Origin of the sequence: Curtobacterium sp. NPDC092190 (genome assembly GCF_044755625.1) — a bacterium.
In the GTDB taxonomy this organism is placed as follows: domain Bacteria; phylum Actinomycetota; class Actinomycetes; order Actinomycetales; family Microbacteriaceae; genus Curtobacterium.
The window spans coordinates 743,862-767,850 of the sequence record NZ_JBIVRJ010000002.1 but is presented as its reverse complement, the minus strand read 5'-3'; the positions used below and the strand labels follow the sequence as shown (position 1 = coordinate 767,850).

At 74.4% G+C, this 23,989-nt stretch carries 19 protein-coding genes; 8 read left to right on the top strand and 11 right to left on the bottom strand.

The features are described 5' to 3' along the window. Positions 1 to 171 precede the first annotated feature (171 nt). Genes ACIQFY_RS07795 through mtrA form a run of 3 tightly spaced genes read right to left on the bottom strand, consistent with a single transcriptional unit; the run spans position 172 to position 4,240 of the window. Positions 172 to 1,851 carry an LpqB family beta-propeller domain-containing protein gene (locus tag ACIQFY_RS07795; protein ID WP_400339189.1) on the bottom strand — a complete coding sequence of 560 codons (1,680 nt, stop codon included), beginning with the start codon at positions 1,849 to 1,851 and terminating at the stop codon, positions 172 to 174. After that, on the bottom strand, positions 1,851 to 3,560 hold the full coding sequence (gene mtrB / locus ACIQFY_RS07790; RefSeq protein WP_400339188.1) for an MtrAB system histidine kinase MtrB: 1,710 nt from the start codon (positions 3,558 to 3,560) through the stop codon (positions 1,851 to 1,853). Before mtrB ends, ACIQFY_RS07795 begins: the two co-directional genes overlap by 1 nt. Positions 3,561 to 3,565: 5 nt before the next feature. Then, positions 3,566 to 4,240: an MtrAB system response regulator MtrA gene (gene mtrA / locus ACIQFY_RS07785; RefSeq protein WP_066658387.1), complete on the bottom strand. Its 675-nt coding sequence runs from the start codon at positions 4,238 to 4,240 to the stop codon at positions 3,566 to 3,568. A 150-nt stretch (positions 4,241 to 4,390) separates the two neighbouring features. Between mtrA and ACIQFY_RS07780 the strand changes: the two genes are divergently transcribed. The 5 genes from ACIQFY_RS07780 to ACIQFY_RS07760 all read left to right on the top strand — a co-directional run bounded on the left by ACIQFY_RS07780 (position 4,391) and on the right by ACIQFY_RS07760 (position 10,071). Next, positions 4,391 to 5,764: a glycerophosphoryl diester phosphodiesterase membrane domain-containing protein gene (locus tag ACIQFY_RS07780; protein WP_400339185.1), complete on the top strand. Its 1,374-nt coding sequence runs from the start codon at positions 4,391 to 4,393 to the stop codon at positions 5,762 to 5,764. Next, entirely contained in the window at positions 5,761 to 6,396 is a 636-nt protein-coding gene (locus ACIQFY_RS07775; RefSeq protein WP_144411323.1) for a DUF4129 domain-containing protein, read from the top strand. The genes ACIQFY_RS07780 and ACIQFY_RS07775 overlap by 4 nt, the downstream gene beginning before the upstream one ends. Continuing rightward, a complete protein-coding gene (locus ACIQFY_RS07770; protein WP_271826884.1) occupies positions 6,393 to 7,649 on the top strand; it encodes a DUF4350 domain-containing protein in 1,257 nt (418 codons plus the stop codon). The genes ACIQFY_RS07775 and ACIQFY_RS07770 overlap by 4 nt, the downstream gene beginning before the upstream one ends. A 155-nt stretch (positions 7,650 to 7,804) precedes the next feature. Next, the gene (locus ACIQFY_RS07765) at positions 7,805 to 8,713 is read left to right on the top strand and encodes a MoxR family ATPase (RefSeq protein ID WP_066658390.1); all 909 of its coding nucleotides are present in this window, start codon (positions 7,805 to 7,807) and stop codon (positions 8,711 to 8,713) included. Then, positions 8,713 to 10,071 carry a DUF58 domain-containing protein gene (locus ACIQFY_RS07760; RefSeq protein ID WP_271826883.1) on the top strand — a complete coding sequence of 453 codons (1,359 nt, stop codon included), beginning with the start codon at positions 8,713 to 8,715 and terminating at the stop codon, positions 10,069 to 10,071. The genes ACIQFY_RS07765 and ACIQFY_RS07760 overlap by 1 nt, the downstream gene beginning before the upstream one ends. A gap of 42 nt (positions 10,072 to 10,113) precedes the next feature. Here ACIQFY_RS07760 and ACIQFY_RS07755 read toward each other — a convergent pair whose 3' ends face one another. Next, positions 10,114 to 11,109, bottom strand: a complete 996-nt coding sequence (locus tag ACIQFY_RS07755) for a stage II sporulation protein M (protein ID WP_066654991.1) — start codon at positions 11,107 to 11,109, stop codon at positions 10,114 to 10,116. A gap of 62 nt (positions 11,110 to 11,171) precedes the next feature. On the opposite strand from ACIQFY_RS07755, the gene ACIQFY_RS07750 reads away from it, so the two are divergent. Further along, complete coding sequence (locus ACIQFY_RS07750) at positions 11,172 to 12,041, top strand: RDD family protein (protein ID WP_326495546.1); 870 nt, start codon at positions 11,172 to 11,174, stop codon at positions 12,039 to 12,041. 59 nt (positions 12,042 to 12,100) lie between these two features. Here ACIQFY_RS07750 and ahcY read toward each other — a convergent pair whose 3' ends face one another. Beyond that, on the bottom strand, positions 12,101 to 13,579 hold the full coding sequence (gene ahcY, locus ACIQFY_RS07745; protein WP_400339181.1) for an adenosylhomocysteinase: 1,479 nt from the start codon (positions 13,577 to 13,579) through the stop codon (positions 12,101 to 12,103). A 198-nt stretch (positions 13,580 to 13,777) separates the two neighbouring features. Continuing rightward, positions 13,778 to 14,002, bottom strand: coding sequence for a DUF3499 family protein (locus ACIQFY_RS07740; protein ID WP_066654995.1), 225 nt, complete (start codon positions 14,000 to 14,002; stop codon positions 13,778 to 13,780). Between the two features lie 92 nt (positions 14,003 to 14,094). Between ACIQFY_RS07740 and ACIQFY_RS07735 the strand changes: the two genes are divergently transcribed. After that, the gene (locus ACIQFY_RS07735) at positions 14,095 to 14,535 is read left to right on the top strand and encodes a hypothetical protein (protein ID WP_326495544.1); all 441 of its coding nucleotides are present in this window, start codon (positions 14,095 to 14,097) and stop codon (positions 14,533 to 14,535) included. Positions 14,536 to 14,592: 57 nt separating this feature from the next. On the opposite strand, the gene ACIQFY_RS07730 is transcribed toward ACIQFY_RS07735, so the two are convergent. From ACIQFY_RS07730 to manA, 5 genes are all read right to left on the bottom strand, one after another. Next, positions 14,593 to 15,996 (bottom strand): DUF5719 family protein, encoded by a 1,404-nt coding sequence (locus tag ACIQFY_RS07730; protein WP_326495543.1) that lies wholly within the window; start codon positions 15,994 to 15,996, stop codon positions 14,593 to 14,595. Further along, positions 15,993 to 18,872: a glycosyltransferase gene (locus ACIQFY_RS07725; protein WP_400339177.1), complete on the bottom strand. Its 2,880-nt coding sequence runs from the start codon at positions 18,870 to 18,872 to the stop codon at positions 15,993 to 15,995. The genes ACIQFY_RS07730 and ACIQFY_RS07725 overlap by 4 nt, the downstream gene beginning before the upstream one ends. 153 nt (positions 18,873 to 19,025) lie before the next feature. Further along, positions 19,026 to 19,364 (bottom strand): WhiB family transcriptional regulator, encoded by a 339-nt coding sequence (locus ACIQFY_RS07720; protein WP_081985311.1) that lies wholly within the window; start codon positions 19,362 to 19,364, stop codon positions 19,026 to 19,028. A 190-nt stretch (positions 19,365 to 19,554) separates the two neighbouring features. Next, positions 19,555 to 20,517, bottom strand: a complete 963-nt coding sequence (gene galE / locus ACIQFY_RS07715) for a UDP-glucose 4-epimerase GalE (protein WP_400339174.1) — start codon at positions 20,515 to 20,517, stop codon at positions 19,555 to 19,557. Positions 20,518 to 20,571: 54 nt separating this feature from the next. Next, complete coding sequence (manA, locus tag ACIQFY_RS07710) at positions 20,572 to 21,780, bottom strand: mannose-6-phosphate isomerase, class I (RefSeq protein WP_400339172.1); 1,209 nt, start codon at positions 21,778 to 21,780, stop codon at positions 20,572 to 20,574. Positions 21,781 to 21,882: 102 nt separating this feature from the next. Here manA and ACIQFY_RS07705 point away from each other — a divergent pair, with 102 nt between their 5' ends. Then, positions 21,883 to 23,967 (top strand): acyltransferase family protein, encoded by a 2,085-nt coding sequence (locus tag ACIQFY_RS07705; RefSeq protein ID WP_400339170.1) that lies wholly within the window; start codon positions 21,883 to 21,885, stop codon positions 23,965 to 23,967. Positions 23,968 to 23,989: the final 22 nt, after the last annotated feature.

Below are 23,989 nucleotides of genomic sequence, written 5' to 3'. Positions count from 1 at the left end.
CGCGGCGGACGGTGGACGGGCCTCCAGGCCGCGCCGCGTGTGCAGGAACGGCCGCGCCGCGTGTGCAGGGACGGTCGCGCCGCGCGTGCAGGAACGGCCGTGCCGCGCGTGCAGGGACGACCCTGCTACCCGCGCAGGGGCGGCCGCGCCGCAGGAGCGGCGCGTGCCGCGTCAGCGCTGGGTACCGAGCACGTCCGCGGTGACCCCCGTGGTGTCCCAGCGGCCGCCGGTGGACTGCAGGACCGTGCCGTCCGCCATGCGCAGCAGGACCGATCCGCCGCTGCCGCCCGCCACCGAGGACGCCGTCCCGTCCGGCTTCGGCAACGTCGTCGACTGGCCGCCGACCGTCGACCGGACGACCTCGGGGCCGGCCTCCGTCTGCCCGACCGACACGACGTCGCTGTCGTTCACCCAGGCCGCACCGACGGCGTCACCCGTGGTCGCCTGCACGCGCACCGGCGAGCCGAGGCCCGTCGGCGTGCGGTCGCTGCCGCGGACGATCGCCATCACGTACAGGGCGGGCCCGTCGCCCGTCTCGATGAGGGCGAGCGCCCGTGTGGAGTCGCGGGAGACCTGGAACGAGACGAGCCGACCGCGTGGCAGCGTCGTGGCGACCTCGTGCGGGTCGCCACCCAGCCCGTACGCCGTCACCCGGCTCGTGTCGTCACCGCTGCCGACCCAGACGAAGCCGAGGTCGTCGAGCGTCGGCGGGACCAGTCCGTCGGTCGCGTCGATGCGCAGCGCGTCCCGACCGCGGACCACGACCACGCCGCTGGCGTTGCCCACCGCGGCGACCGTGCCGGACGTGGAGAGCGAGAACGACTCCGGGTCGAGGGAGGCGATCGTCGTGCTCGCGTCGCCGCCGAGGGCCGCGATCCGACCGCTGCCCGTCGCGTACCCGACCTCGTCGTCGCGGTCGACGAGCGGTCGCGGGTCGACGTCGGGGTTGAGACGCGCCGTCGCGTCCTGCTGCTCCGGCTCGGCGAAGGTCGCCCCCTCGATGGTGATCGAGACGGACGACACCGAGGCGACCGACGCGAGCGAGCGGGTCAGCTGCTCGCGCATGCGCGCCTTGTCCTCGCCGCTCGAACCGAGGGCGTCGCGCGACAGGTCGACGAGCGCGGAGCCGTTCTCGATCGTGACCGCGTTGAGCGAGAGCTGCGTCCCCTCCGGGAAGGCCGACACGACGGCGCCCTTGAGCCAGTCGGACGGCCCGGCCAGCAGCGCACTGGCGATGCGGGTGCTCGTGGACGACCGGGCGAGGAACCACCGTTCGTCGGGCACCAGGTAGCGGTACGTCGGGTCGAAGAAGTAGAGCGCGTGCTGCTGGAACTGCGACTCGAAGCTCACGGGCGTGAGGATGATCCCGTCCGGGGCGTAGGCGATGCGCCACTCCCCGTCCTCGCGGACGAACTGGAACGTCAGGGTCGACGTCGTCGGCCGGACCGCCTGGGTGTACTCGCCGTCGGCGTCGACGGTCGCACTGGCGGTCAGCGTGTAGGTGAGCTCACGGTCGGCGACCCGCTCGACCGCGCCGCTGCCCTGCAGGACGGTGACGCCGCGGCGCGGGTTCCACTTCTCGGCGAACCCCGTGGCGAGGAACTCGCGGGCGGTGCCGTAGTCGTCCTGCGCGCCGGTGCCGGCGGCGACGAAGCCGCGCAGGATCGCGGTCTGGTCCATGCCGGCGACCGGTCGGTCCGGGCGGAGCTCGAAGCCGGAGATCGCCTCGTCCTTCACCGACTGCCCGGTGCGCACGCCGCCACCCGTCGGGATCGCCGCGCACGCCGAGAGGGCGACCACGGAGAGCGCCGCGAGCGTCACCACCACCAGGGTCCGGAGTCGTGCGCGCATCAGTCCTCCCCCCGGACGGCGCGGGGGCCGTCGTAGGTCTCGTCGAGTTCGGGCAGCGGGATGGCGGAGGTCGCGGTGCCGAGCGACTCGCCACGCGGCAGGGTCAGCACGAACGTCGAGCCCTCGGCGGGGCGCGACCACACGTCGATCCGACCGCCGTGCAGGTTCGCGTCCCCGAGGGAGATCGCGAGACCGAGGCCGGTGCCGCCGATGGTGCGCTTGCGGCTCGGGTCGGCGCGCCAGAAGCGGTCGAACACCCGCGCTGCGTCCTCCGGTGGCATCCCGACGCCCTGGTCACGGACCGCGATCGCCACGGACCGGGAGTCGCTGTCGACGACGACCTGGACGGGCTTCGCGTCTCCGTGCTCGACCGCGTTGCCGACCAGGTTCCGCAGGATCCGCCGGATGCGCTTCGCGTCGAGCTGCATCGTGGTGTGGCCGCCGGGGGTGACGAGCTGCAGGTCGACGCCGGCGCGGTCGGCGAGCGGGCGGAACTCCTCGACGATGTCGGCGGCGAGCGCGGCGGGCACGACGGGTTCGGTGTCGAGCTGCACCGCCTGGGCGTCGTACCGGGAGATCTCGAGCAGGTCGGCCAGCAGCAGTTCGAAGCGCTCGACCTGTGCGTGCAGGAGCTCGGCGGACCGGCTCACCGACGGCTCGAAGGCGTGCCGCGAGTCGTAGAGCATGTCGCCCGCGAGCCGGATCGTGGTCAACGGCGTGCGGAGCTCGTGGGACACGTCGGACACGAAGCGCTGCTGCACGCGGGAGAGCTCGGCGAGCTGGGTGATCTGCCGGCTGACCGCGTCGGCCATGTCGTTGAAGCTGCGCGCGAGGATCGCGATGTCGTCGTGGCCCCGGACCGGGATGCGCTCGTCGAGCCGGCCGGCGGCGATCTTGCGACTCGTCTCGGCGGCACCGCGGATCGGCACGACGACGAGCCGCACCACGAGCGAGGTGACGAGCGCGATGAGGACGATCAGTGCGACGCCGCCGACCGACAGCGTCTGTGACACGAAGTCGAGGGTCTGCTGCGCGTCGGACAGGTCGTACACGATGTAGAGCTCGTACTGTCCGGCGCTCGGGACCTGCAGGACGGACCCGACGGCCAAGCCCGGCTCGCGCCGCCCGTCGTCGTCGAGCTGCACGGGCTGCAGGCTCAGTCGCCCGGTGTCCTTCCCGACCTCGCGCCGGAGCTCGTCGGTGATGACGGCGTCCGGGAAGCCCGGGCTCGCCAAGGTCTGCAACGTCTGCGGCGTCGACTGCCCCGGCGTCCGCTCGATGGCGATGCTCGTGCCGCCCGGGCTCGTCGTGTTCGACAGGATCGCCTGCTGCGCCTCGCTCTGCAGGGTCTCCAGCTCGGTCTGGTTGTTGTCCTCGGCCGCGGTCGCCGCGTCGAAGATGCCCTGCGCGACGATCGTCGCCCGGGCCGACTCGGACTCGATCTGGTCGCGGCGCTGCGCGTAGACGTTGTTCGAGATGCTGATCATGACCGCGGTGCCGATGACGGCGACCGCGAGGCCGGTCGTCGCGACGGTGATCGCGACGCTGCGCACCATGAGCGACCGGCGCCACAGCCAGGCGACCGCGTACCACCCGCGACGGAGCCAGCGGCGGAGCCGACGCCGCACACGGGCGGCGCGACCGGGGAACCCGCGGCCGGCCCGCGGTGCGCCCCCGCCCGCCGCGGTACCGGACGACGCCGACGACACGGTGCTCAGGCTCCTCCGGCCCGGTAGCCGACACCGCGGACGGTGGTGACGATCTTCGGGTTGTCCGGGTCGTGCTCGATCTTCGCGCGGAGCCGCTGCACGTGGACGTTCACGAGCCGGGTGTCCGCCTTGTAGTGGTAGCCCCAGACCTGGTCGAGGAGCATCTCGCGGGTGAAGACCTGGTTCGGCTTCTCGGCGAGCGCGCGGAGCAGGTCGAACTCGAGCGGGGTGAGCGCGATCACCGTGTCGCCGCGACGGACCTCGTGCGCGGCGACGTCGACGGTCAGGTCGCCCGCGTGCAGCACCGACGCGTCCCCCGCCGTCGGCCGCAGCCGCGTCTTGATGCGCGCGACGAGCTCCTTCGGGTTGAACGGCTTGACGACGTAGTCGTCGGCGCCGTTCTCGAGGCCGGCGACGACGTCGGCGGTGTCGCCCTTCGCCGTCAGCATGATGATCGGGGTGCCGCTGTCCGCGCGGATCCGCTTGCAGACCTCGATGCCGTCGATCCCCGGCAGCATGACGTCGAGCAGCACGAGGTCGGGCTTCGTGCTGTGGAACGTCTCGACGGCGTCGTTGCCGTCGGCGCTGAACTCCGGGTCGTACCCCTCGGAACGGAGGACGATGCCGATCATCTCGGCGAGGGCCTGGTCGTCGTCGACGACGAGGATGCGCGGTGTCATGTGCATGGACTCCGTGGGACGGGCGGCGGTGCCGAGAGCCGGCACCCACAGTCACGATAGCCGAGCACCCGTCGCACCGGGATCTTGCGACAGTATGGGTGCACGGTCGCGCGTTCCGCTGCGCGACACGAGCACGACGAGGGGGCGGCGATGGCCGACTGGCAGGTTCCGGGATCCGGTGGGGGCGAGGACCGGGCGGGAGGCCCAACCCACCCCGCAGGGCAGCCGTCGTCCGCCGGGTGGTCGGGGCAGCAGCCGTGGCCGGCCCAGCAGGGCTGGCAGCAGCACGCCGGCCCCGGGCGTCCCGGTCCCGGTCCGCAGCGACCGCCGGCGCAGCGCCCGGTCGTCCCGCTCCGGCCGCTCGGCCTGGGCGACGTGCTCGCGGGGGCGTTCACGGTGTTCCGGCGGAACCCGCGCGTCCTGCTCCTCTGGAGCCTGCTGCTCAGCGGTGTGCTCGGGCTCCTCGCGACGCTGGCGAGCACCTTCGGGCAGCAGTCGCTGCAGGCGCGCATGTCGTCGGCGGTCGAGGCCGGCGGGAGCGGCGCGGGGGACGTCGTCGCCGGGTCCGTGACCCTCTTCCTCGTGCTCTCGGTCGGGCTGCCCTTCCTGGCCTACCTGGGCCGGGCCTTCCTCGTCGCGCCGGTCGCGGCGGACACCGGGCAGCGCGTGCTCGGGCGCCGCGCGAGCTTCCGCGGCCTCTGGGCGCTCCTCGCCGGTCGGCGGTGGCCGGTCCTCGCGTGGATCCTGCTGCAGCTCGCCGCGGGCCTGGTCCTCGGCGCGGTGTTCGGCGGACTCGTGGTCGGCATCGCGGCCGGTCTGGTCGCGGGTCGCTCCGGCATCGGCGGCTTCATCGGCGCGTTCTTCCTGCTCGCCCTCGGCGCACTCGTCGTGGTCGCCTGGCTGGCGACGAGGTTCGCGTTCACCGTCCCCACGATCGCCCTCGAGGGCCGGGGCGTCTTCTCGGCAGCGGCGCAGTCGTGGCGACTCACCCGCGGGGCGTTCTGGCGCACCTTCGGCATCGTCCTGCTCGTCCAGGTCGCATTCGGGATCGCGGGGTCGATCGCGTCGATCCCGCTCACGTTCGGCACGGTCCTGGCCATCGGCGCCTTCGACCCGCTCGGGCAGACGGGCGCGGCCGCCGGTGTGGGCGTCGGGGCCGTCGTGGCCATCGTGCTCGGTGCGCTGCTGTCCATCGCCGTGCAGTGCGTCACCGACGTGCTCAGCGCCTCGGTCCTGACCTTCCTCGCCCTCGACCGCCGCATCCGCACCGAGGCGCTCGACCAGCGGATCGCCGCGCACCTGGACACCGGGGAGCCGTCGGACCCGTTCGCACCGGCGCCCGCCGTCGCCCGCCCGCCGTGGCCCGGTCAGCAGGGGCCCGGACAGCACGGCCCCGGACAGCCCTGGCCCGGACAGCAGGGCCCCGGACAGCCCTGGCCGGGTCAGCCGTCGACGCAGCAGTGGCCCGGCCCACAGCAGCCGTCGCAGCAGTGGCCGGGGCAACCGTGGCCGGGCGGCTCGTGACGCTCGGTCCGGACGAGGCACGTCGACTGCTCGAACGCGAGCTCGAGCGAGCCGACTACGACGGTGCGCGCGCGACCTGGTGGGACCGGGCCTCGCGCCACGTGCTCGAGTGGCTCGGGTCCTTCCGCCCGGGCGGCGGGCTGGACTCCCCCGTCCTCGGGCAGTCCGTGCTCTGGATCGCGGTCGTCGTGCTCGTGGCGGTCGTCGTGCTCGTGGTCGTCGCCCGCGGTCTCCCCCGTCGCCGGGCCCGCACCGCGCGGTCCGACGACGGGAGCGTCTTCGACGCCGACGACGTCCGGTCCGCCCGCGAGCTCGGCGACGCCGCCCGCTCCGCCCTGCGCGCGGGCGACTGGTCCGCCGCGGTCCTCGACGGGTACCGCGCCGTCGCGCGCGGACTCGCCGAACGCGACCTCGTGCGCGAGGTCCCCGGCGCCACGGCACGGGCCGTCGCCGGCCGCGCGGCACCGTGGTTCCCCGACCACGCGGACCGGATCGACCGGGCAGCGCGCGCCTTCGACGACGTCCGGTACCTCGGCACCGAGGCCGACGAGGCCACGGCACGCTCGGTCATCGACACCGAGGCGACGGTGCGCGGTGCCCGACCCGCGGTCGCACCGGCGGTGTCGACGTGAGCGCCGCCGCGACCGCGATCCGCGTCGTCCGCGCCCCGGGCAGGCTCGGTCGTGTCGCCTTCTGGGTCGTCATCGTGCTCGTCGGCCTGCTGCTCGCCGGGCTCACCGCGGCGGTGCAGTCCTCCACCGACCCGTCCCGCGAGCCGCTCGACCCGGCCTCGACGACGGCGAGCGGTGCCCGGGCGCTCGTCCGGGTGCTCGAACAGCAGGGCACCCGGGTCGACGTGGTCGACCGCGTGGACGGCCTCGACGGCGACGCACTCCGCGGTGCGACGGTCCTGGTCGACGACTCCGCCGGCGCCCTCGACGCCGGGGTCGCCCGCCGACTCGGTCGCTCGGCCGAGCACGTCGTCCTGGTCACCACGGACCAGGCCGCACTCGACGCCCTGGGCCTCGACGTGGTCGCCGCCGGCCCCGTGCTCGGGGACGACACCGTCGCGACCACCGGGTGCGCCGTCCCGGCCGTCGCCGCCGCCGAGCGCATCACCACGAGCGGCCAGGGCTACCGCCCGCCGTCGGACGGCCCCGTCCCGTCCGGCACCGACCTCTGCGCCACGACCGGCAGCGGGGACGACCGCGTCGCCGGCATCGTCCGGACCGCCACGCCCGGCGGCGACGTCACCCTGGTCGGCACGACGGGGGCGCTGCGGAACGACACGATCACGACCGCGGGCAACGCCGCCTTCGCACTCGACCTGCTCGGTTCCGGTGACCGGCTCGTCTGGTACACGCCGACCCGGACGTCGGCCGACGCCGCGCCGACGATCGGCTCGCTCGCACCGTCGTGGGTGCCCGGCGCCCTGCTGCTGCTCGGCCTCGTCGCGGTCGCGGCCGGTGTCTGGCGCGGTCGCCGGCTCGGGCCGCTCGTCGTGGAACGGATGCCCGTGGTCGTCCGCGCCTCCGAGACCACCGAGGGGCGCGCACGCCTCTACGCCAGGACCCGGGACCGCACGCACGCGCTGGACACCCTGCGGCTCGCAGCGCTCCGACGGGTCGGGCACCGCCTCGGGCTCCCCCGCGGTGCGCACGTCGACGAGGTCGTCCGTGCCGCGGCCCGCGCGACCGGTCGTCCCGACCCCGCCGTCGGCGCCGTCCTGGTGGGCGGCCCGACGACCGACGACCGTGCGCTCCGCGACGGCGCAGCGGCCCTCGACGAGCTCGAGCGTGCCGTCCGCGCGGCGACCGGCGCCCCCGTCCCGCAGACCTCCACCCCCCGAACGCCCCACCGCAACCGACGAGGAGCACGACCGTGACCGATCCGTCACCCGCCCAGGAACCGAACGGCACGACCCGGACCGACGCTGCGTCCACCACCAGGACGCGGCCCGCCACGGAACCGGACGCCACGTCACGCCCGACCGGCGGCACCGACGCGCTCCGGGACGCCTTCGGCCGGCTCCGCGCCGAGGTGGGCAAGGCCGTCGTCGGCCAGGAGGGCGCCGTGTCCGGGATGATCGTCGGCATCCTCGCGCAGGGCCACGTCCTGCTCGAGGGCGTCCCCGGCGTCGCGAAGACACTGCTGGTGCGCAGCCTCGCAGCGGCCATGTCGCTCGACACGAAGCGCATCCAGTTCACCCCGGACCTGATGCCCGGGGACGTCACGGGCTCGCTCGTGTTCGACGCGTCGACCGGCACCTTCCCGTTCCGCGAGGGCCCGGTCTTCACGAACGTGCTGCTCGCCGACGAGGTGAACCGCACGCCGCCGAAGACGCAGTCCGCACTGCTCGAGGCGATGGAGGAACGCCAGGTCAGCGTGGACGGCGCCGCGCGGCCGCTGCCCGACCCGTTCTTCGTCGCCGCGACGATGAACCCCATCGAGTTCGAGGGGACCTACACGCTGCCGGAGGCGCAGCTCGACCGCTTCCTGATGAAGCTCACGCTCGACGTGCCGCCCCGGGACGTCGAGTGGCAGGTGCTCCGTCGGCACGCGGACGGCTTCGTCCCGCGGGACGTCCGGTCCGCCGGGGTCCGGCCGGTGCTCGGCGTCGACGAGGTCCTCGCGGCGCAGCGGGCCGTCCGCGCGGTGGGGGCGCGCGACGACGTCCTGGCGTACGTGGTCGACCTCGCCCGCGCCACCCGGCAGGCGCCGTCCGTCCGCATCGGCGTGAGCCCCCGCGGTGCGACGGCGCTCCTCGCCGCCGCGAAGGCGTGGGCGTGGCTCACCGGCTACGACGCGATCACGCCGGACCACGTGCAGGCGATGCTCCTGCCGGTCTGGCGGCACCGGCTGCGCGTGGCCGCGGACGCCGAGCTCGAGGGCGTCGGGGCGGACGGGGTGCTGCAGCAGGTCGTCGAGCAGGTCCGGGTGCCCTTCTAGTGGCCGTCTCCGGTCGCTTCGTCGCGCTCCTGGCGGTCGCGATCGTCCCCACGGTGCTGCTCGGCAGCGCCTGGGGCGGCGTGGCGTGGGCGGCCGTCGTGGTGCTCGCCGCCGGGCTCGACGTCCTGCTCGCCGCCGATCCGGGCTCGGTCCGCGTCGAGCGACGGATGCCGCAGCTGGTCCGACGCGGCAGCACCGCCGACGGCACGCTCGTCCTGGCGAACGACGGACGTCGGCCGCTGCGCGCGGTCGTCCGGGACATGTGGGAGCCCTCCGCCGGCCACGGGCCGCACCGGATCCGCTCGACGGTGCCCGCCGGGGAACGCCGGACCGCCCGGGTGCGCTTCACGCCCTTCCGTCGCGGCCGTCGCACCAGCGCCGGGGTCGCCGTCCGGTCCTTCGGCCCGCTCGGCCTCGCCGCCCGGCAGGCCGTCCTGGACGCGCCCGGTTCGCTGGTGGTCACGCCGCCCTTCCGGTCGCGTCGGCACCTGCCCTCCCGGCTCGCCCGGCTCCGCGAACTCGACGGTGAGACCACCCTGCAACTGCGGGGTCACGGGACGGAGTTCGACTCTCTGCGCGACTACGTGCGCGGCGACGACGTGCGGTCGATCGACTGGCGCGCGACCGCCCGGCGGCAGGACCTGGTCGTCCGGACGTGGCGACCGGAACGTGACCGCCGCGTCGTCATCGTCGTCGATGCCGGTCGTGCCGGCGCCGGACGCGTCGACGACGAGCCGCGGCTCGACACGTTCATCGAGTCCGCGCTGCTGCTCGGCGCGCTCGCGACGGCTGCCGGCGACCGGGTCGAGCTGGTCGTGCTCGACGACACCGTCCGCGACCGGGTGCACGGTGCGACGCGGACCGACGTGGTGCGACGCTTCGGCGAACGGCTCGCACTCGCCGAGCCGGGCCTCGCGGCGACGGCGTGGTCGGCGGTCCCGGCAGCCGTCGACGCCGTGACGACCTCACGTTCGTTCGTCGTGCTCCTGTCGAGCCTGGACTCCGTCGGCGCCTCGGCCGACCTGCTCGCGGTGCTCCCCCGGCTCGCGCGACGGCACGCCGTCGTCGTCACGAGCATCGCGGACCCGGCCGTCGAGCGGATGGCGAGCGGGGTCGCCGAAGCCGGTCACGGGACACCGGAGCAGCGGGACGGACGGGTGTCGCGCCTCCTGGCCGGGTCCGGTGCCGAGCGCGACGTCTACCGACGAGCGGCCGCGGAACGGACCCTGCTCGACGCGGACGGCGTCGGGGACGTCGCACGCCGGGCCGGCGCCGAGGTCGTGCGCGGTGGGCCCGGGGCCGTGCCACCGGCCGTCGCCGACGCGTACATCCGCGCGAAGGCGGCCGGCCGGCTCTGAGCCGCGGGCGGCGGGCGCACGACCCACAGCGCAGCCCTCGGCTCAGCCCGCGGTGAGCGCCGTCGCGCCGCGCTCGAACTCCTCGACGTCACCGCGCTCACCCGCGCGGAACGCACGGCCGCCGAGCACCCACTGGTACCAGAGCACCGCGGCCAGTGCGACCGTGCCGATGCCGATCTTCACCGGCCACGGCCAGTCCTGGCGGGTCACCACGCCCTCGACCAGCCCGGAGAGGAGCAGGGTGAGCGCGAGACCGACCGCGACCGTGAGGAGGGCTCGACCGTCCTCCGCCAGGGCCTGCGCCCGCGTGCGCGCACCGGGGGCGATCCACGACCAGCAGATCATCAGGCCGGCGGCACCGGCGAGGAAGACCGAGTACAGCTCGAGCTGACCGTGCGGAGCGATCCAGAGGAAGAAGTCGCCGAGCCGCCCCTGCGAGTGCATGATCGCCGCGGAGACGCCGAGGCTCACCGCGTTCTGCACGATCGACACCGGGACGTAGAGCCCCGTGATGCCGAAGGCCACCATGCGTGCCGCGATGAAGGCGTTGTTCGACCACACCTGCGCGGTGAACGCCCCCAGGCCGTGATCGGAGTAGTACGCCTGGAAGTCCTCCGTCGCGTACTGCCGCAGGGCCTCCGGCGTGCCGAACGTCGTGACCGCTCCCGGGGTCGACGCGATCCACACGGCCACGATCGCCGTGATCGCGACCGTTGCCGCCGCGACCCAGACCGTGACCCAGCGGATGCGGTACAGCGCCGCCGGGAGGTGCCGCGCGAAGAACGTCGTGACGGCGGTCAGGGGGTCGACCGGCGTGCCCGTGAAGCGCAGTCGTGCGCGGAACACGGTGCGGGACAGGCGGTCCCCCACCGCGGAGCCGGGCGCGACGCCGCGGACCCGCGCGAGGTCGGTCGCGACCTCCTGGTAGCCGCTGACCAGCCGGTCCGCGTCCGCGCCCGACCCGTGTCGGGCGCGGGCGAGCCGGTCGACCTCGTCCCAGCGGTCGCCGTGCACCGCGCTGTAGGCCTCCAGGTCCACGTGCCTCCCCCGATCGCACACACCGGGCCCCCGAGGGGACCCGCTCACGAGAGAATGATCCCATGGGGAAGACGCGCGTGCCACGCGACCTGTCCGACGCCCGCTTCGGCGGGACGCTCGACGAGACCGCCGACGAGCTCGTCGTCGGCGAGGCCGTCGCGCTCGACGTGCAGCCGGCCGGCATCGTGCTGCGACTCGCGGCGGCGCTGCTCGACGGGGTCTGCCTCGTGGCGCTGCTCGCCATGCTGCTGTTCGGGCTCGCGAGGGTGTGGCCGCCCGGCGCCGACACCGTGTGGCTGCTGCCCCTCGGCATCGGGGCCGCGGTGACGGTGCTCGTGCTCGTCCCGGCCGGGGTCGAGACCGTCACGCGGGGCAAGAGCGTCGGACGGTACGCCGCCGGGACCCGGGTGGTGCGGGTCGACGGGGGCGCGATCGGGTTCCGGCACGCCTTCACCCGCGCACTGGTCGGGCTGCTCGAGCTCTGGTCCACCCTGGGCTCCGTCGCGTTCGTCGTGGCGCTGTTCGGCTCGCGCCCCAGACGCCTCGGCGACCTGCTCGCCGGCACCTTCGTGCAGCACGAACGCGGCGCACGTCGGCGTGACGTCGAGGTCCTGCTGCCGGTCGAACTCGTGCCGTGGGCAGCGGTGGCGGACGTGTCGGCGCTGCCGCAGCGGCTCGAGGACCGCCTCGGGGCCTTCTTCCGGTCGGCCGGCGACCTGCGGCCGGAAGCGCGCGAGACCGCCGCGCGGATGCTCGCGGCGGCGGTCGCGGAGCACGCCTCACCGGTGCCGGACGTCCACCCCGAGGTGTTCCTCGCGGGCGTCGTCGCCGTGCGGCGGGAGCGCGACGTGCGGGCACTGCGGGCGCGGGCAGCACTGCTCGACGGTGCAGCGGCCGTCGCCGGGGCGAGGCCGCCGGGCTTCCCGCGCTGAGGCGCTGGCGCCGCCCCGCGCGGCGACGGGAGCCGAGCAGCAGCGCGGTGCCGGCGCGGTCAGTACCGGTAGTGGTCCGGCTTGTAGGGGCCCTCGACGGGCACACCGATGTAGGCGGCCTGCTCCGGCCGGAGCTCGGTGAGCCGGACCCCGAGGGCGTCCAGGTGCAGGCGCGCGACCTTCTCGTCCAGGTGCTTCGGCAGCACGGAGACCCCCGTCGGGTACTCCTCGCGCCTCGTGTGCAGTTCGATCTGCGCCAGGACCTGGTTCGTGAACGAGTTGCTCATCACGAACGAGGGGTGCCCCGTCGCGTTGCCGAGGTTCATCAGCCGCCCCTCGCTCAGCACCAGGACCGAGCGGCCGTTCGGCAGCCGCCACTCGTGCACCTGCGGCTTGATCTCGACCTTCTCGACCCCCGGCAGCGCCTCGAGCCCCGCCATGTCGATCTCGTTGTCGAAGTGTCCGACGTTCGCGACGACCGCCAGGTGCTTCAGCGCGAGCACCTCGTCGACCCCGACGACGCCGAGGTTGCCGGTGCAGGTCACCACGATGTCGACCTCGCCGGCGACGTCCGCCAGCCGGGCGACCTGGTAGCCGTCCATCGCCGCCTGCAGTGCGCAGATCGGGTCGACCTCGGACACGACGACCCGGGCGCCCTGGCCGCGGAGCGCCTCGGCGGCGCCCTTGCCGACGTCCCCGTAGCCCACGACGAAGGCGACCTTGCCGCCGATGAGCACGTCGGTGGCCCGGTTGAGCCCGTCGGGCAGCGAGTGCCGGATGCCGTACTTGTTGTCGAACTTGGACTTCGTCACCGAGTCGTTGACGTTGATCGCCGGGAAGCGCAGCTGGCCCTTCCGAGCGAGCTCGTACAACCGGTGCACGCCCGTGGTGGTCTCCTCGGTGACGCCCTGCACCTCGGCCGCGATGCGGGTCCAGCGATCGGTGGAGCGCTCGAGCGACGCGGCGACGGTCGCGAGCACGATCCGCCACTCGGCGCTCGCGTCGGCCCCCGGCTCCGGAGCACGTCCGGCGGCCTCGGCGTCCGCACCGGTGTGCAGGAGCATCGTCGCGTCCCCGCCGTCGTCGAGGATGAGGTTCGGCCCCGTCCACGACTCCCCCGCTGCAGCGGCCTCGGCGCTCCAGTCGAAGATGCGGTCGGTGCACCACCAGTACTCGTCGAGCGTCTCGCCCTTCCACGCGAACACCGGGACGCCCGCGGGTGACGCCGGGGTCCCCGTGGGCCCCACAGCGACCGCCGCGGCGGCCTCGTCCTGCGTGGAGAAGATGTTGCAGCTCGCCCAACGGACCTGCGCGCCGAGGGCGACGAGGGTCTCGATGAGGACCGCGGTCTGGACCGTCATGTGCAGGGACCCGGCGATCCGCGCACCGGCGAGCGGCTGCGACGGCCCGAACTCCTGACGCAGGGCCATCAGGCCCGGCATCTCGTTCTCGGCCAGGCGGATCTGGTGGCGACCCGCCTCGGCGAGGGCGAGGTCGGCGACGCGGAACGGGGCGGCGGTGCGGGTCTCGGTCGACATGGCGTCAGTCTGGCACGCCGGGAGGCGCGGACCGTCAGACGACGTCACGGACGTCGGGCGGGCCTCCAGGCCGCACCGGGAGACGCTGGACGGACCGGCTCACCTCCGGCGGGGGGGCCGGGACACGTCCCACCGGAACCGACGCACACGGCGGCCGTCGGTCGGCGGCGCGGGCCACCGGGACCGCCGTGCGCCGCTTCAGTCGGCGGGCGCTGCGTCCCGCCGGATCGGTTCGCGCCGCACGACGTCCCAGCCGCGGGGCACGCGCAGGCGGGCCGCGTGGCGGGCACAGAGGTCGTACCCGTGCGGCTCGACACGGGTGGAGAGGGGCCCGACGACGACCATGGAGTCGCCGTAGTCGTACGTCAGGGTCGCCGAGGCGCTCGCGCCACAGGCGACCTTGCTGCAGATCCGTACGTCCATACCGGCACCGACCCTACCGGGCGGACCACCGCGACGGCCTGCCGAGGGCCGTCGCCGGGGTCGGCCACGCCCTCGCCGCGTACGATGGCGGGATGCGTCGGAAGCACCCCACCGTCACCCCCGTCGACCGCGCCCGTGGTCGGTCACGGCACGGACGCGGTGGCCGGTCGAGTGTCACCGGACCGGAGCTCGCGCCCGTCATCACGCGCGCCGAGACGTTCGACCGCATCGTCGGCGACACCGCCCACTACCTGATGGGGCTCTGGCCGGACGAGCTCGCCGGGGTGGTGTTCCAGGTGGCCGACATGCCGACCGACCAGACGCTGCCGGACCGCCTCCCCCGCTGGCGGGTCGACCGCGACGACCGGCGTGTGACGCTGTTCCGGATCCCCGTCGAGCGGGTCACCCGGAGTCCGGAGAAGGACGACACGGACCGCCGCGTGATCATCGAGACCGCGGTGTTCCGTGCGGTCGGCGAGCTCATCGACAAGGACCCGTGGGACCTGGCGCCCGACCGGTACCGCCACTGGTGACCGACAGGGACGACGCGCCGGACGGGCACCGCCACCGCTGATCGACGGGCCTCGGCGTCAGGGGTAGACGCGCACCGGGGTCGAGACCTCCGTCGCCGGCCGAACCGGGAAGCCGGCGATGCCGTCGTCCGCGTCGTAGCTGACGCCCGCGACGAGCCCCTCGGCGCCGGTGAGCTCGAGCTGCGTCGACACGGGGACCTGCACGGTGGCCGTGCTGCCCGAGGCGACGTCCACCTCCTGCTCACGGTCCCCCGAGGTGATCGTCACCGTCGCGTCCGACCGCGTCGGGTTGACGAGGGTCATCCGCGACCCGCCGCCGGGCGCGACCGCGGTCACGACACGGTCGCCGAGGGGCTCCGCGGACGCGAACCAGCCGAGGTCGGTCCGACCGTCGTCGGTCGGCTTCGTGGTGCGGGCCCCCGCGACGAGCGGCTCCGTCGACGTCACCGTGAGCGAGTACCGCCCGTCCGGGAAGTCGTCGAGGGCGACGTCGGTGACGACCCCGGGCTCAGCGGTCGCGTTCACCGTCGACCCGCCGCCGTCCGCCGTCGTGATGCCGACGGTGACGCGTGCAGCGCGGTCGCCGGGGACGAACAGGCGGAGCACCGGGGTGGCGTCCTCGGTGTCGTCGCCGCGCTGCGCCTCCTCGGCGCCGCTCAGCACGACCGCGGGGATCACCTGCGTCCGCGCCGGCGCGGCGCCGCCGGAGACGACGTCGTAGCCGCCCGGGGTCAGCGTCCGCACGATGCTCTCCTGCATGTGCGCGACGATCTGCCCGCCGGACGAGGTCACGTGCACGACCGTCGACCCTTGGTCGGCGACGAAACCGGACAGCGGCACGACCTTCTGCGTGTTCGGTGCGACCACGATGCCGGTGGTCCCGGGCGCCTGCACGGTACCGGAGGCGTCGAACACGTCGAGGTCCACGGTGGCGTTGACGTCCGTCGGGTTCGACAGCGTGATGAGGCTGGTCCGGCCGGTCTCGGTGGAGCCGCCGACCAGCCAGGTCGACTGGCCGGGGTCGTCGCAGGACGCCGCGCCGAAGCCGACGAGGTCCCCCGACGACACGCTCTGCGAGGTGCTGCCGGCGACTCGCGGCGTGCTGTCACCGGCGGGCGCGGTGAGGAGCTGGGGGTTGCTGCCGCCGGTGGTCGACGAGCCGAGGGTCGACCGATCGACGGTGCTGCCGGTGGTGCCGGTCGCGACCTCCGACGACCCGACGGTGCTGGCCGTCGTCGCGTCGTTCCCGGACTCGTCCGAGAGCCGCAGCGCGCTGCCGGCGCACACGCGCTCGGCGTCGGCGGGCACCGGCGTGACGAGTCGACCCGCCGGGCGGAGCGCGGTGCTCTCGGTGCCGATCGCGTGCGCGGCCGTCACGGCGCCGGCGGCGACGACCACGGCGACCGCGGTCGCGGTCCCGCGGACGACCCACCGTCGGACGGACCGGTGCTCGGTGTTCATTCGTCGCGCTCCTCGTCGAAGGTGGTGGCGGGTTCCTCGGCCTCGATGACGTTCGAGGTGGCACGGCGGCGACGCGGGGCGGTCGGGACGGCGAGCAGGGCCGCTGCGCCGAAGACCACGCCGAGCACGATCAGGTACAGCACGTGCGTCGCCTGGGTCGCGGCCGAACCGGTGGACACCCGGTCGACGTCCCCCTCGTAGTGGAAGAGCCGACCGGAGGTGGTCTCGCCGATGCTCGTGAACCGGGCGTCCTGGCCGATCGCTCCGGCCGCACGGTCGTGCACCTGCTGCGCCGCGTCGGCGTCCGGTGCGTCGTCGAGCAGCACGAACGAGATGCCGAGCTCGCGGAGCGCGGGTTCGGGGTCGTACCCGCTGCGGCTGGCGAGGTTCCCGGCGAGCGTGGCCAGCTGCGCGCCCGACCTGCTGAGGCGGAGCGCGGTGGAGTCGAGCGTCGTCTGGTCGTCGAGCGTCGAGCCCTGGCCGCGTTCGAGCGACACCGCGAGGGAGCCGTCGGTCTGCGGGTCGACCACCAGCGTGCCGACGTCCGGGTTGGCCTGGGCCTCGGCGTTCACGTAGGCGCTCAGGACCCGTCCGGTGGTCGGCTGCAGGAGCGTGTCACCGAGGGTGGACGCGGCGAAGGCGGGGGTGACCGCGACCCCGGCGAACACCGCCGCGACGAGTGCGGTGACCGGAGCGGTCCGCGGCAGCACGTCGATGCCGATCGACGCCGCGAGCACGATGCCGAGCGCCGTCACGGACAGGGCGCTGCCGGGCCACACGATCGTCGTGGTCGAACCGACCCCGGTGACGGTGAGGTGGGTCGCACCGAAGGCCGTCGCGTAGCCGAGGAGCGCCAGGACGAGCGCTGCACCGGCGACGGCCCAGCGGTGTCCGAGGAGCGCCCCGACCGCGAGCACGACGACCGGCAGCGCGAGGACGGCCATCGCGACGGGCAGGACCGACGCCGCGAGCCCGAGGGGCGTCGTCGCGGGGAGCCACCCGCTCCAGTCCGGCAGCGGCTGCCCGACCGCGAGCTGGAGCGCCGAGGGGGCGCGCGTGGCGGAGGGGACGCCCGGGTCGGCGAACACGGCGAGCGGGTTGCCGCGGGCGACCTGCGCCAGGACGAGCGGCAGGAAGAGCACGGCGGCGGGGACCGGGATGAAGACCCGACGGTGCGCACGCCGCCAGCCGACGACGAGGGACACGACCCACCCGACCAGCAGGACCGGCAGCAGCGACGGCGCCGAGGCCGCGACGACCGCGAAGAGCAGCGACGCGCCGGACGCCCATGCCCACGAGCGGTGCGCCTCGAGCACCGCCAGCAGCAGCCACGGGAGCAGCACGTGCGCGATGACGGCCCCGAGGTGTCCGGTCGTGACGGCGCCGACGAGCGTCGGGGTGATCGTGTACAGCGCGGCACCGACGACGGGCACCCAGGTGCGGGTGGTGACCTTGCGGACCACGAACCAGGCGCCGAGCGCGGCGAGCGGGAACGAGAGCAGGAGCACGACCACGACCGAGGTCGACGGCGACCAGGCGGTGATCGAGCCGAGCACGGCGAGCACGGCGGCGAACGGGTCGCTCGGGCCGGTGGAGCCGGTCCCGACCGAGTGCCAGCCGTAGCCGACGTTCTGCCACAGCCGCCCGACCGAGGTGCTGAGCGGCAGGAGTCCGCCGCCCGTGACCGCGGGGGTGCCGAGCAGCGGGTACAGCGTCACCACGCTGAGCGCGGCCGCCGCGAGCACGACCCACACGCCGCCGTCGCCGAGGAACGATGCCCGCGCGATCGGGGCGTCCTCGACCCGGGCGAGTTCGACGTCGCGCGATGTGGTCCGTCGCTCGTGCACCCGGCGCCAGCTGACACGGAGGGGCTCGACGGCAGCCCACCCGACCCGACGGGTCCGCGCGGCGTTCGCCCGCGCCCGTCGGACGCCGCCACCGAAGGCCACGGCGAGGGCGGCGGCGAGTTCGCCGGAGACCGCGGCGGGGTGCTTCGCGACGAGGTGGCCGACGGCTCGGACGAGCGCGGTCGGCACGAGCAGCAGCCAGTGCAACCAGAGCAGCCCGGCGGGGGCGTACGTCAGCCGGCGGTGCAGTTGCGCCTGGCGGTGCAGGCGCACGCGCCGCCCCTCGGAGACGCGCTTGCGACCGAACTCCTCGATCGGTCCGGCACTCGTCACGCGGGCCTCGGGCACCACGGCGACGCGGTGTCCGGCGAGGCGCGCACGGATGCAGAGGTCGAGCGCGGCGTCGACGTCCGGCAGCGCCGGGTCGAAGCCGCGGAGTTCGCGCCAGACCGAGCGGCGCACGAGCATGCCGGCGGCGGACACGCCCATCACGTCGGTGTGCCGGTCGTGCTGGCCCTGGTCGAGCTCGTCCTGCACGAGGGCCAGCGATCGGCCGGCGCGCGTCGTGCTCTCCCCGAACGCACGGATCCGTGCGGGGTCGTCCGTGTCGACGAGCTTCGGCCCGGCGACCACGACGGACGGCGCGATCTCGACCGCGGAGAGCATCTCGGCGAGTGCGGTCGGTGCCGGAGCGTTGTCGTGTCCGAGCAGCCACAGCCACTCGTCGGGCGCTGCGTCGGTCCCGTCGTCGCCGTCGGCGGTCGGCGCTTCGCGCTCCCCCGCCGCGACGGCCTCGCCGAAGGGGCGCCCGGCGGGCAGGCGCACGAGCCCGGCGGACCCGCCCAGGGCGAGCTCGGCCGTCGACCCGTCGGTGGAACCGACGTCGACGACGACCAGGTTGTCGGGGTGCCGGGTCTGGGCGACGAGGGCGTCCAGGGTCCGGTCGAGGTGCTCGCCGCCGTTCGCGGTCACGAGGACCGCGGTGACGCGGGGCTGGGCGGACCGGGGCTGCGCGGGACTGGGCTGCATGACGCGCGTCACTCTACGGTCTGGAGGCGCGGGACCGGTCTGCGGGAACGGCGCGCCGTCAACCTGTGCGCACCATCAACGGACGGTGGGTGGCGGAGGCGGGAGGCGCCTCCAGGCCGACCGACGCCCGTCGCGCTGCGCGCGGTGGGTGCGTCAGGCGCGGCGGCGGAGCTTCCGGCGCTCGCGTTCGGAGAGGCCGCCCCAGATGCCGAAGCGCTCGTCGTTCTCGAGCGCGTACTCGAGGCACTGCGACCGGACCTCGCACGACCCGCAGATCTTCTTCGCCTCGCGGGTGGAGCCGCCCTTCTCGGGGAAGAACGCCTCGGGGTCGGTCTGGGCGCAGAGCGAGTCGACCTGCCACGACAGCGGGTTCTCCTCGTCGCCTTCGGCACGGCGGACACCGGGGACACCGAGCGACACCGGGTCGACGTGCCAGTCCTCCGGCACGCCGGCGTGGAAGTCGGAACCGTTCACCCTGATCACCCCTGACATGTCGACGACGGCCTGCAACGACCGAAGCCGCTGCCTGTAATTACAGCGGTGTGATTCCGTTCCGTCAAGTCGCGGATCATAGAAGGTGCTGACCGCTGCGGCGTGTCATGTCCCCCGTACGGGCGTGTCGCAGGCCGTCTGTCCGGCGATCGGGGGACACACTGCGCACTCCGACCGCCGTGCCCGGGCCTCAGCCGACGCGGCGACGGGCCTCCCAGGCGCTGGACACCATCTCGTCGAGCGAGTGCCGCATCGCCCAGTCGAGGTCGCGCGCGGCGGCCTCGCCGGTCGCGACGATCCGGGCGGGGTCACCCGGACGCCGGGGCGCGACCTCGGGCTCGAACGCGATCCCGGTGCCCGACGCCATGGCGTCCATGATCTGCCGGACGCTCACGCCGTCCCCGCTGCCGAGGTTGTAGGCGCGCTCGAGCTGCTCGCCCGCCTCGAGCTTCTGCGCCGCGACGGCGTGCGAGTGCGCGAGGTCGGCGACGTGGATGTAGTCGCGGACGCAGGTGCCGTCCGGGGTGTCGTAGTCGTCGCCGTTGATGCGCGGCACCCGGCCGGCGAGCAGCGCCTCGAACACGAGCGGGAACAGGTTGTGGGGGCTGGCGTCGTACAGGTCCGGCTCCCCCGACCCGACGACGTTGAAGTAGCGGAGCGAGGTGGTGGCGAACCCGGCGGCGACCTCCATGTCCCGGAGCAGCCACTCGCCGATGAGCTTGGACTCGCCGTAGGGCGACTCGGGTGCCTTCGGGGTGTCCTCGACGACGACGTCGACGTCGGGTGTGCCGTAGACCGCGGCGCTCGACGAGAACACGACCTTGGTGACGCCGTTCTCCGCCATCGCCCGGAGCAGGGTCGCGGTACCGGTGACGTTCTGCTCGTAGGTGTGCAGCGGCCGCTCGACCGAGACGCCGGCGTACTTGAAGCCGGCGACGTGCACGACGCCGGTCACCGCGTGCGCACGGAGGGTGCTGGCCAGCAGGTCGCCGTCGAGGATCGTCCCCTCGACGAACGGCACGTCCTCCGGCACGAAGGCACGGAACCCGCTCGACAGGTCGTCGAACGCGACGGTGTCGATCCCTGCGGCGCGCAGCGCGCGGACGACGTGGGACCCGATGTACCCGGCACCGCCGGTGACCAGCCAACTCATGCTCGTCACGCTAGCGGACGGCACCGTCCCCCCGGGCCGCAGGCCGCTGCGTGTTCACGCACCGGTCGCGATGAAGACCGTGGACGTCAGACCGGTCGCGGCGTCGGCCTCGACCGTCACGTCGCCCTCGTCCGGCGTGACGTAGCAGGACTCCCCCTGGCGGAGCAGGGTCGCGGACCGCGCGCCGACGAGGGTCACGGCACCCGTGGTGCAGACCGCGATGCTCGGGCCGGAGAGCGGTGCCACACCGCCGGTGCCGAGGCCGACCGGACGACCGTCGCCGGTGACGCGGACGAGCGCGAACCCGACCCCGTCCGGAGCGAACCGGTCGACGCCCTGGTCGAGGCGTTCCGGGGTCAGCACCGGTGCCGGGTACGCGGTGAAGTCGAGCACCCGCAGGAGTTCCGGGACGTCGACGTGCTTCGCCGTCAGGCCACCCCGGAGCACGTTGTCCGAGGGCGCCATGAGCTCGATGCCGAGCCCGTCGAGGTAGGCGTGCACGTTGCCCGCGGGCAGGTACATCGCCTCGCCGGTCCGGAGCGTGACGCGGTGCATGAGCATCGACACGACCACGCCGGGATCGCCCGGGTACGCGGCGGCCAGGTCGACCACCGTCTGCACGTTCGGGGTGCGGTCGTCCTCCGGCAGGGCGGTGGCGAGGTCGGACGCCGCCTGCACCACGGCGAGCGCCGACGCGTCGGCGGTCTCGAGCCAGCGCACGGTGTCCTCGAGCCCCTGCGCGAGGTGCGCGAGCAGCGGTCCGAGCCGTCCGCTCCCGCCGTCGAGCGACTCGACCTCGGCCACGGAGTCACCGACCGGGCGGAAGCCGCTGAGCGCCTCGAACCGGTCACTGAGGGCGACGACGAGCTCGGGCTTGGGGAACGGGTCCTTGTAGTTGCGCGCCGGGTCGTCCAGCGGGATCCCCGCGGCCTCCTCGCGCGCGAAGCCCTCGCGGGCCTGCTCGGGCGTGGGGTGCGCCTGGAGCGACAGGGGTGCCGCCGCCGCGAGGAGCTTCAGCAGGAACGGCAGGCCGCTGCGGTCCGGGCCGAGCGCGGCCTCGGGCTCGGCGTCGATCCAGTCGCGCAGGGTGTCGGCACCGCCCACCATCGCCGGGTTCACGACGACGCTGGGGCTCCCCGCGTGCGCGCCGAGCCAGAGCTCCGCCTGCGGTGCACCGGTGACGGTGCGGCCGAGGAGTTCGGGGATCGCGCTGGTGGAACCCCAGGCGTAGTCGCGTGGCGTGTTGGTGATGCCGAGGAACATGCCGCGAGCGTACCGGGCGGGGACCGGCGCCCGCTCGGCGCCGCACGTGGTGCCGGAGCCGGCCGGGGCATCGACGATCCGCTCTCGCATAGACTCCCCGCGATGTCCGAGCCGCGCCGCCCCGAGTCGACCCGATGGGACGTGCAGGCCCTGCGCGCCTTCGCCGTGCTGGCCGTCGTGCTGTACCACCTGTGGCCGAACCGGCTGCCCGGCGGCTTCGTCGGGGTCGACGTCTTCTTCGTCGTCTCCGGCTTCCTCATCACCGGCCACCTCGTGCGCGAACAGGCCGCGACGGGGCGCATCCGCCTCGGCGCCTTCTGGGCACGACGTGCCGGGCGGTTGCTGCCCGGCGCGTTCCTGACGCTCCTGGCCACCGGCGCCGCGGTGCTGCTGCTCGTCCCGAGCTCGCTGTGGGGGCAGTACGGGCGCGAGCTGATCGCGTCGACGGTGTACCTGCAGAACTGGCAGCTCGCGTCCGACGCGGTCGACTACCTGGCGAGCGACAACCGGCCGTCGCCGTTCCAGCACTTCTGGTCGCTCTCGGTCGAGGAGCAGTTCTACATCGCACTCCCGGTGCTCCTCGTGCTGCTCGGCGCCGTGCTCGCCCGCGCCCGGCGTCGGGACCCCGTCCTCACGGCACGCCTCCTGCTCGGCACGGTCGCGGGGGTCTCCCTCGCGTGGTCGATCGTGCAGACGCAGACCGCGCCCGGCATCGCCTACTTCTCGACCGCCACGCGCGCGTGGGAGTTCGCGCTCGGCGGGTTGGTCGCGACGGTCCCGCTCGCCGTCGCCCGTTCGCGTCGGGCGCGTGCGGTCCGGACGGGAGGCACGTGGCTGGGCGTCGCGGGACTGGTCGCGTCGGTCCTCGTGATCACGCCGACGACCCCCTACCCCGGCACCGCGGCGCTCCTGCCCGTCGTGTCGGCCGCGCTCGTGGTCGCCCTCGGTGCCCGCAGCGGCCTCGACGTCGTCGGCCGGACCCCGCCGGTCGCGTTCGTCGGCCGGACGTCGTACGCGGTCTACCTGTGGCACTGGCCCGCCGTCGTCCTGCTGCCGATCGTGCTCGGCCACCAGCTCGGCACCACGAGCAAGGTGGCGGTCCTGGTCGGGGCGCTGGTCCTCGCCGCGGCGTCCACGCTGCTGGTCGAGGAGCCGCTGCGCGCTCGGGTCCGTTCCGCACGTGTCCGTCCGCGACGCGTCGCCGTGCTCGGCGTGGTGGCGTCGGTGGCGGTCGTCGCGCTCGGCGCCGGGACGCTGGCCGCGGTGCAGGTCCAGCAGGTGCAGGCGGCCGCGTTCGCCGAGCGCCTGACGCGCGGGGACGTCGACTGCTTCGGCGCGGCCGCGCGCATCGGCTCGGACGACCCGTGCGTCAACCCGCGCCTCGCCGACGTCCGGGTCCCCGCCCCGGCCGCCGCGCAGCACGACGACGCGAACTCGGGCGACTGCTGGTCGAACACGACGGCCGACTTCAACGTCTGCGCGCTCGGACCGAGGACCGGGTACCGGAAGCACCTGCTCGCCGTCGGTGACTCGCACAACAACGCCCTGATGACGGCCTACCGCGCGGTCGCCGAGCGGGAGCACTGGCGCATCGACGTCGCCGGGCACATCGGCTGCTACTTCACGACGGCCGTGCAGCAGGCCCCCACGCAGGGCTACACCGACAGCTGCCAGGGCTGGAAGCAGAACGCCGTGGACTGGGTCCGGCAGCACGACGACGAGCTCGACGCCGTCGTGGTGACGCACGCGGCGACCAAGAGCCCGGTCATCGTCCCCGACGGCAGCAGCAACGACGCGACCGTGGTCGACGGTCTCGTCGGCGCGTGGCGGGCGGCGACGGACGCGGGCGTCCCGGTGATCGCGATCCGCGACAACCCGACCGCGCGCGACGACGTCATCGCGTGCCTCGCGCAGATGCAGGGCCCGACCACCGGGGCCTGCGACCTCCCGCGCGACCAGGCCCTGGCGGCCTTCGACGGCAGCGAGCAGGCCGTCGCGGCGATCGGGGACCGTGCCCGGTACGTCGACATGACGGACTGGTACTGCGACCGGACCACGTGCCCCACGGTGATCGGCGGGGTCGTGACGCACCGCGACCCGACGCACCTGACGGCGACGTTCGCGACGACGCTCGCCCCGGCACTCGGCGACCGGCTCAGCTCGGCGCTCGCGTCGCTCGAGCGCTGAACCGGGGGCGCTAGCCTGTCTC

Coding starts and splice junctions, on each gene's coding strand:
- ACIQFY_RS07705 (WP_400339170.1), top strand. CDS start 21,883: ATGTCCGAGCCGCGCCGCCCCGAGTCGACCCGATGGGACGTGCAGGCC.
- ACIQFY_RS07720 (WP_081985311.1), bottom strand. CDS start 19,364: ATGTCAGGGGTGATCAGGGTGAACGGTTCCGACTTCCACGCCGGCGTG.
- mtrA (WP_066658387.1), bottom strand. CDS start 4,240: ATGACACCGCGCATCCTCGTCGTCGACGACGACCAGGCCCTCGCCGAG.
- ACIQFY_RS07740 (WP_066654995.1), bottom strand. CDS start 14,002: ATGGACGTACGGATCTGCAGCAAGGTCGCCTGTGGCGCGAGCGCCTCG.
- ahcY (WP_400339181.1), bottom strand. CDS start 13,579: ATGTCGACCGAGACCCGCACCGCCGCCCCGTTCCGCGTCGCCGACCTC.
- ACIQFY_RS07780 (WP_400339185.1), top strand. CDS start 4,391: ATGGCCGACTGGCAGGTTCCGGGATCCGGTGGGGGCGAGGACCGGGCG.
- ACIQFY_RS07735 (WP_326495544.1), top strand. CDS start 14,095: ATGCGTCGGAAGCACCCCACCGTCACCCCCGTCGACCGCGCCCGTGGT.
- galE (WP_400339174.1), bottom strand. CDS start 20,517: ATGAGTTGGCTGGTCACCGGCGGTGCCGGGTACATCGGGTCCCACGTC.
- ACIQFY_RS07730 (WP_326495543.1), bottom strand. CDS start 15,996: ATGAACACCGAGCACCGGTCCGTCCGACGGTGGGTCGTCCGCGGGACC.
- ACIQFY_RS07725 (WP_400339177.1), bottom strand. CDS start 18,872: ATGCAGCCCAGTCCCGCGCAGCCCCGGTCCGCCCAGCCCCGCGTCACC.
- manA (WP_400339172.1), bottom strand. CDS start 21,780: ATGTTCCTCGGCATCACCAACACGCCACGCGACTACGCCTGGGGTTCC.
- ACIQFY_RS07750 (WP_326495546.1), top strand. CDS start 11,172: ATGGGGAAGACGCGCGTGCCACGCGACCTGTCCGACGCCCGCTTCGGC.
- ACIQFY_RS07795 (WP_400339189.1), bottom strand. CDS start 1,851: ATGCGCGCACGACTCCGGACCCTGGTGGTGGTGACGCTCGCGGCGCTC.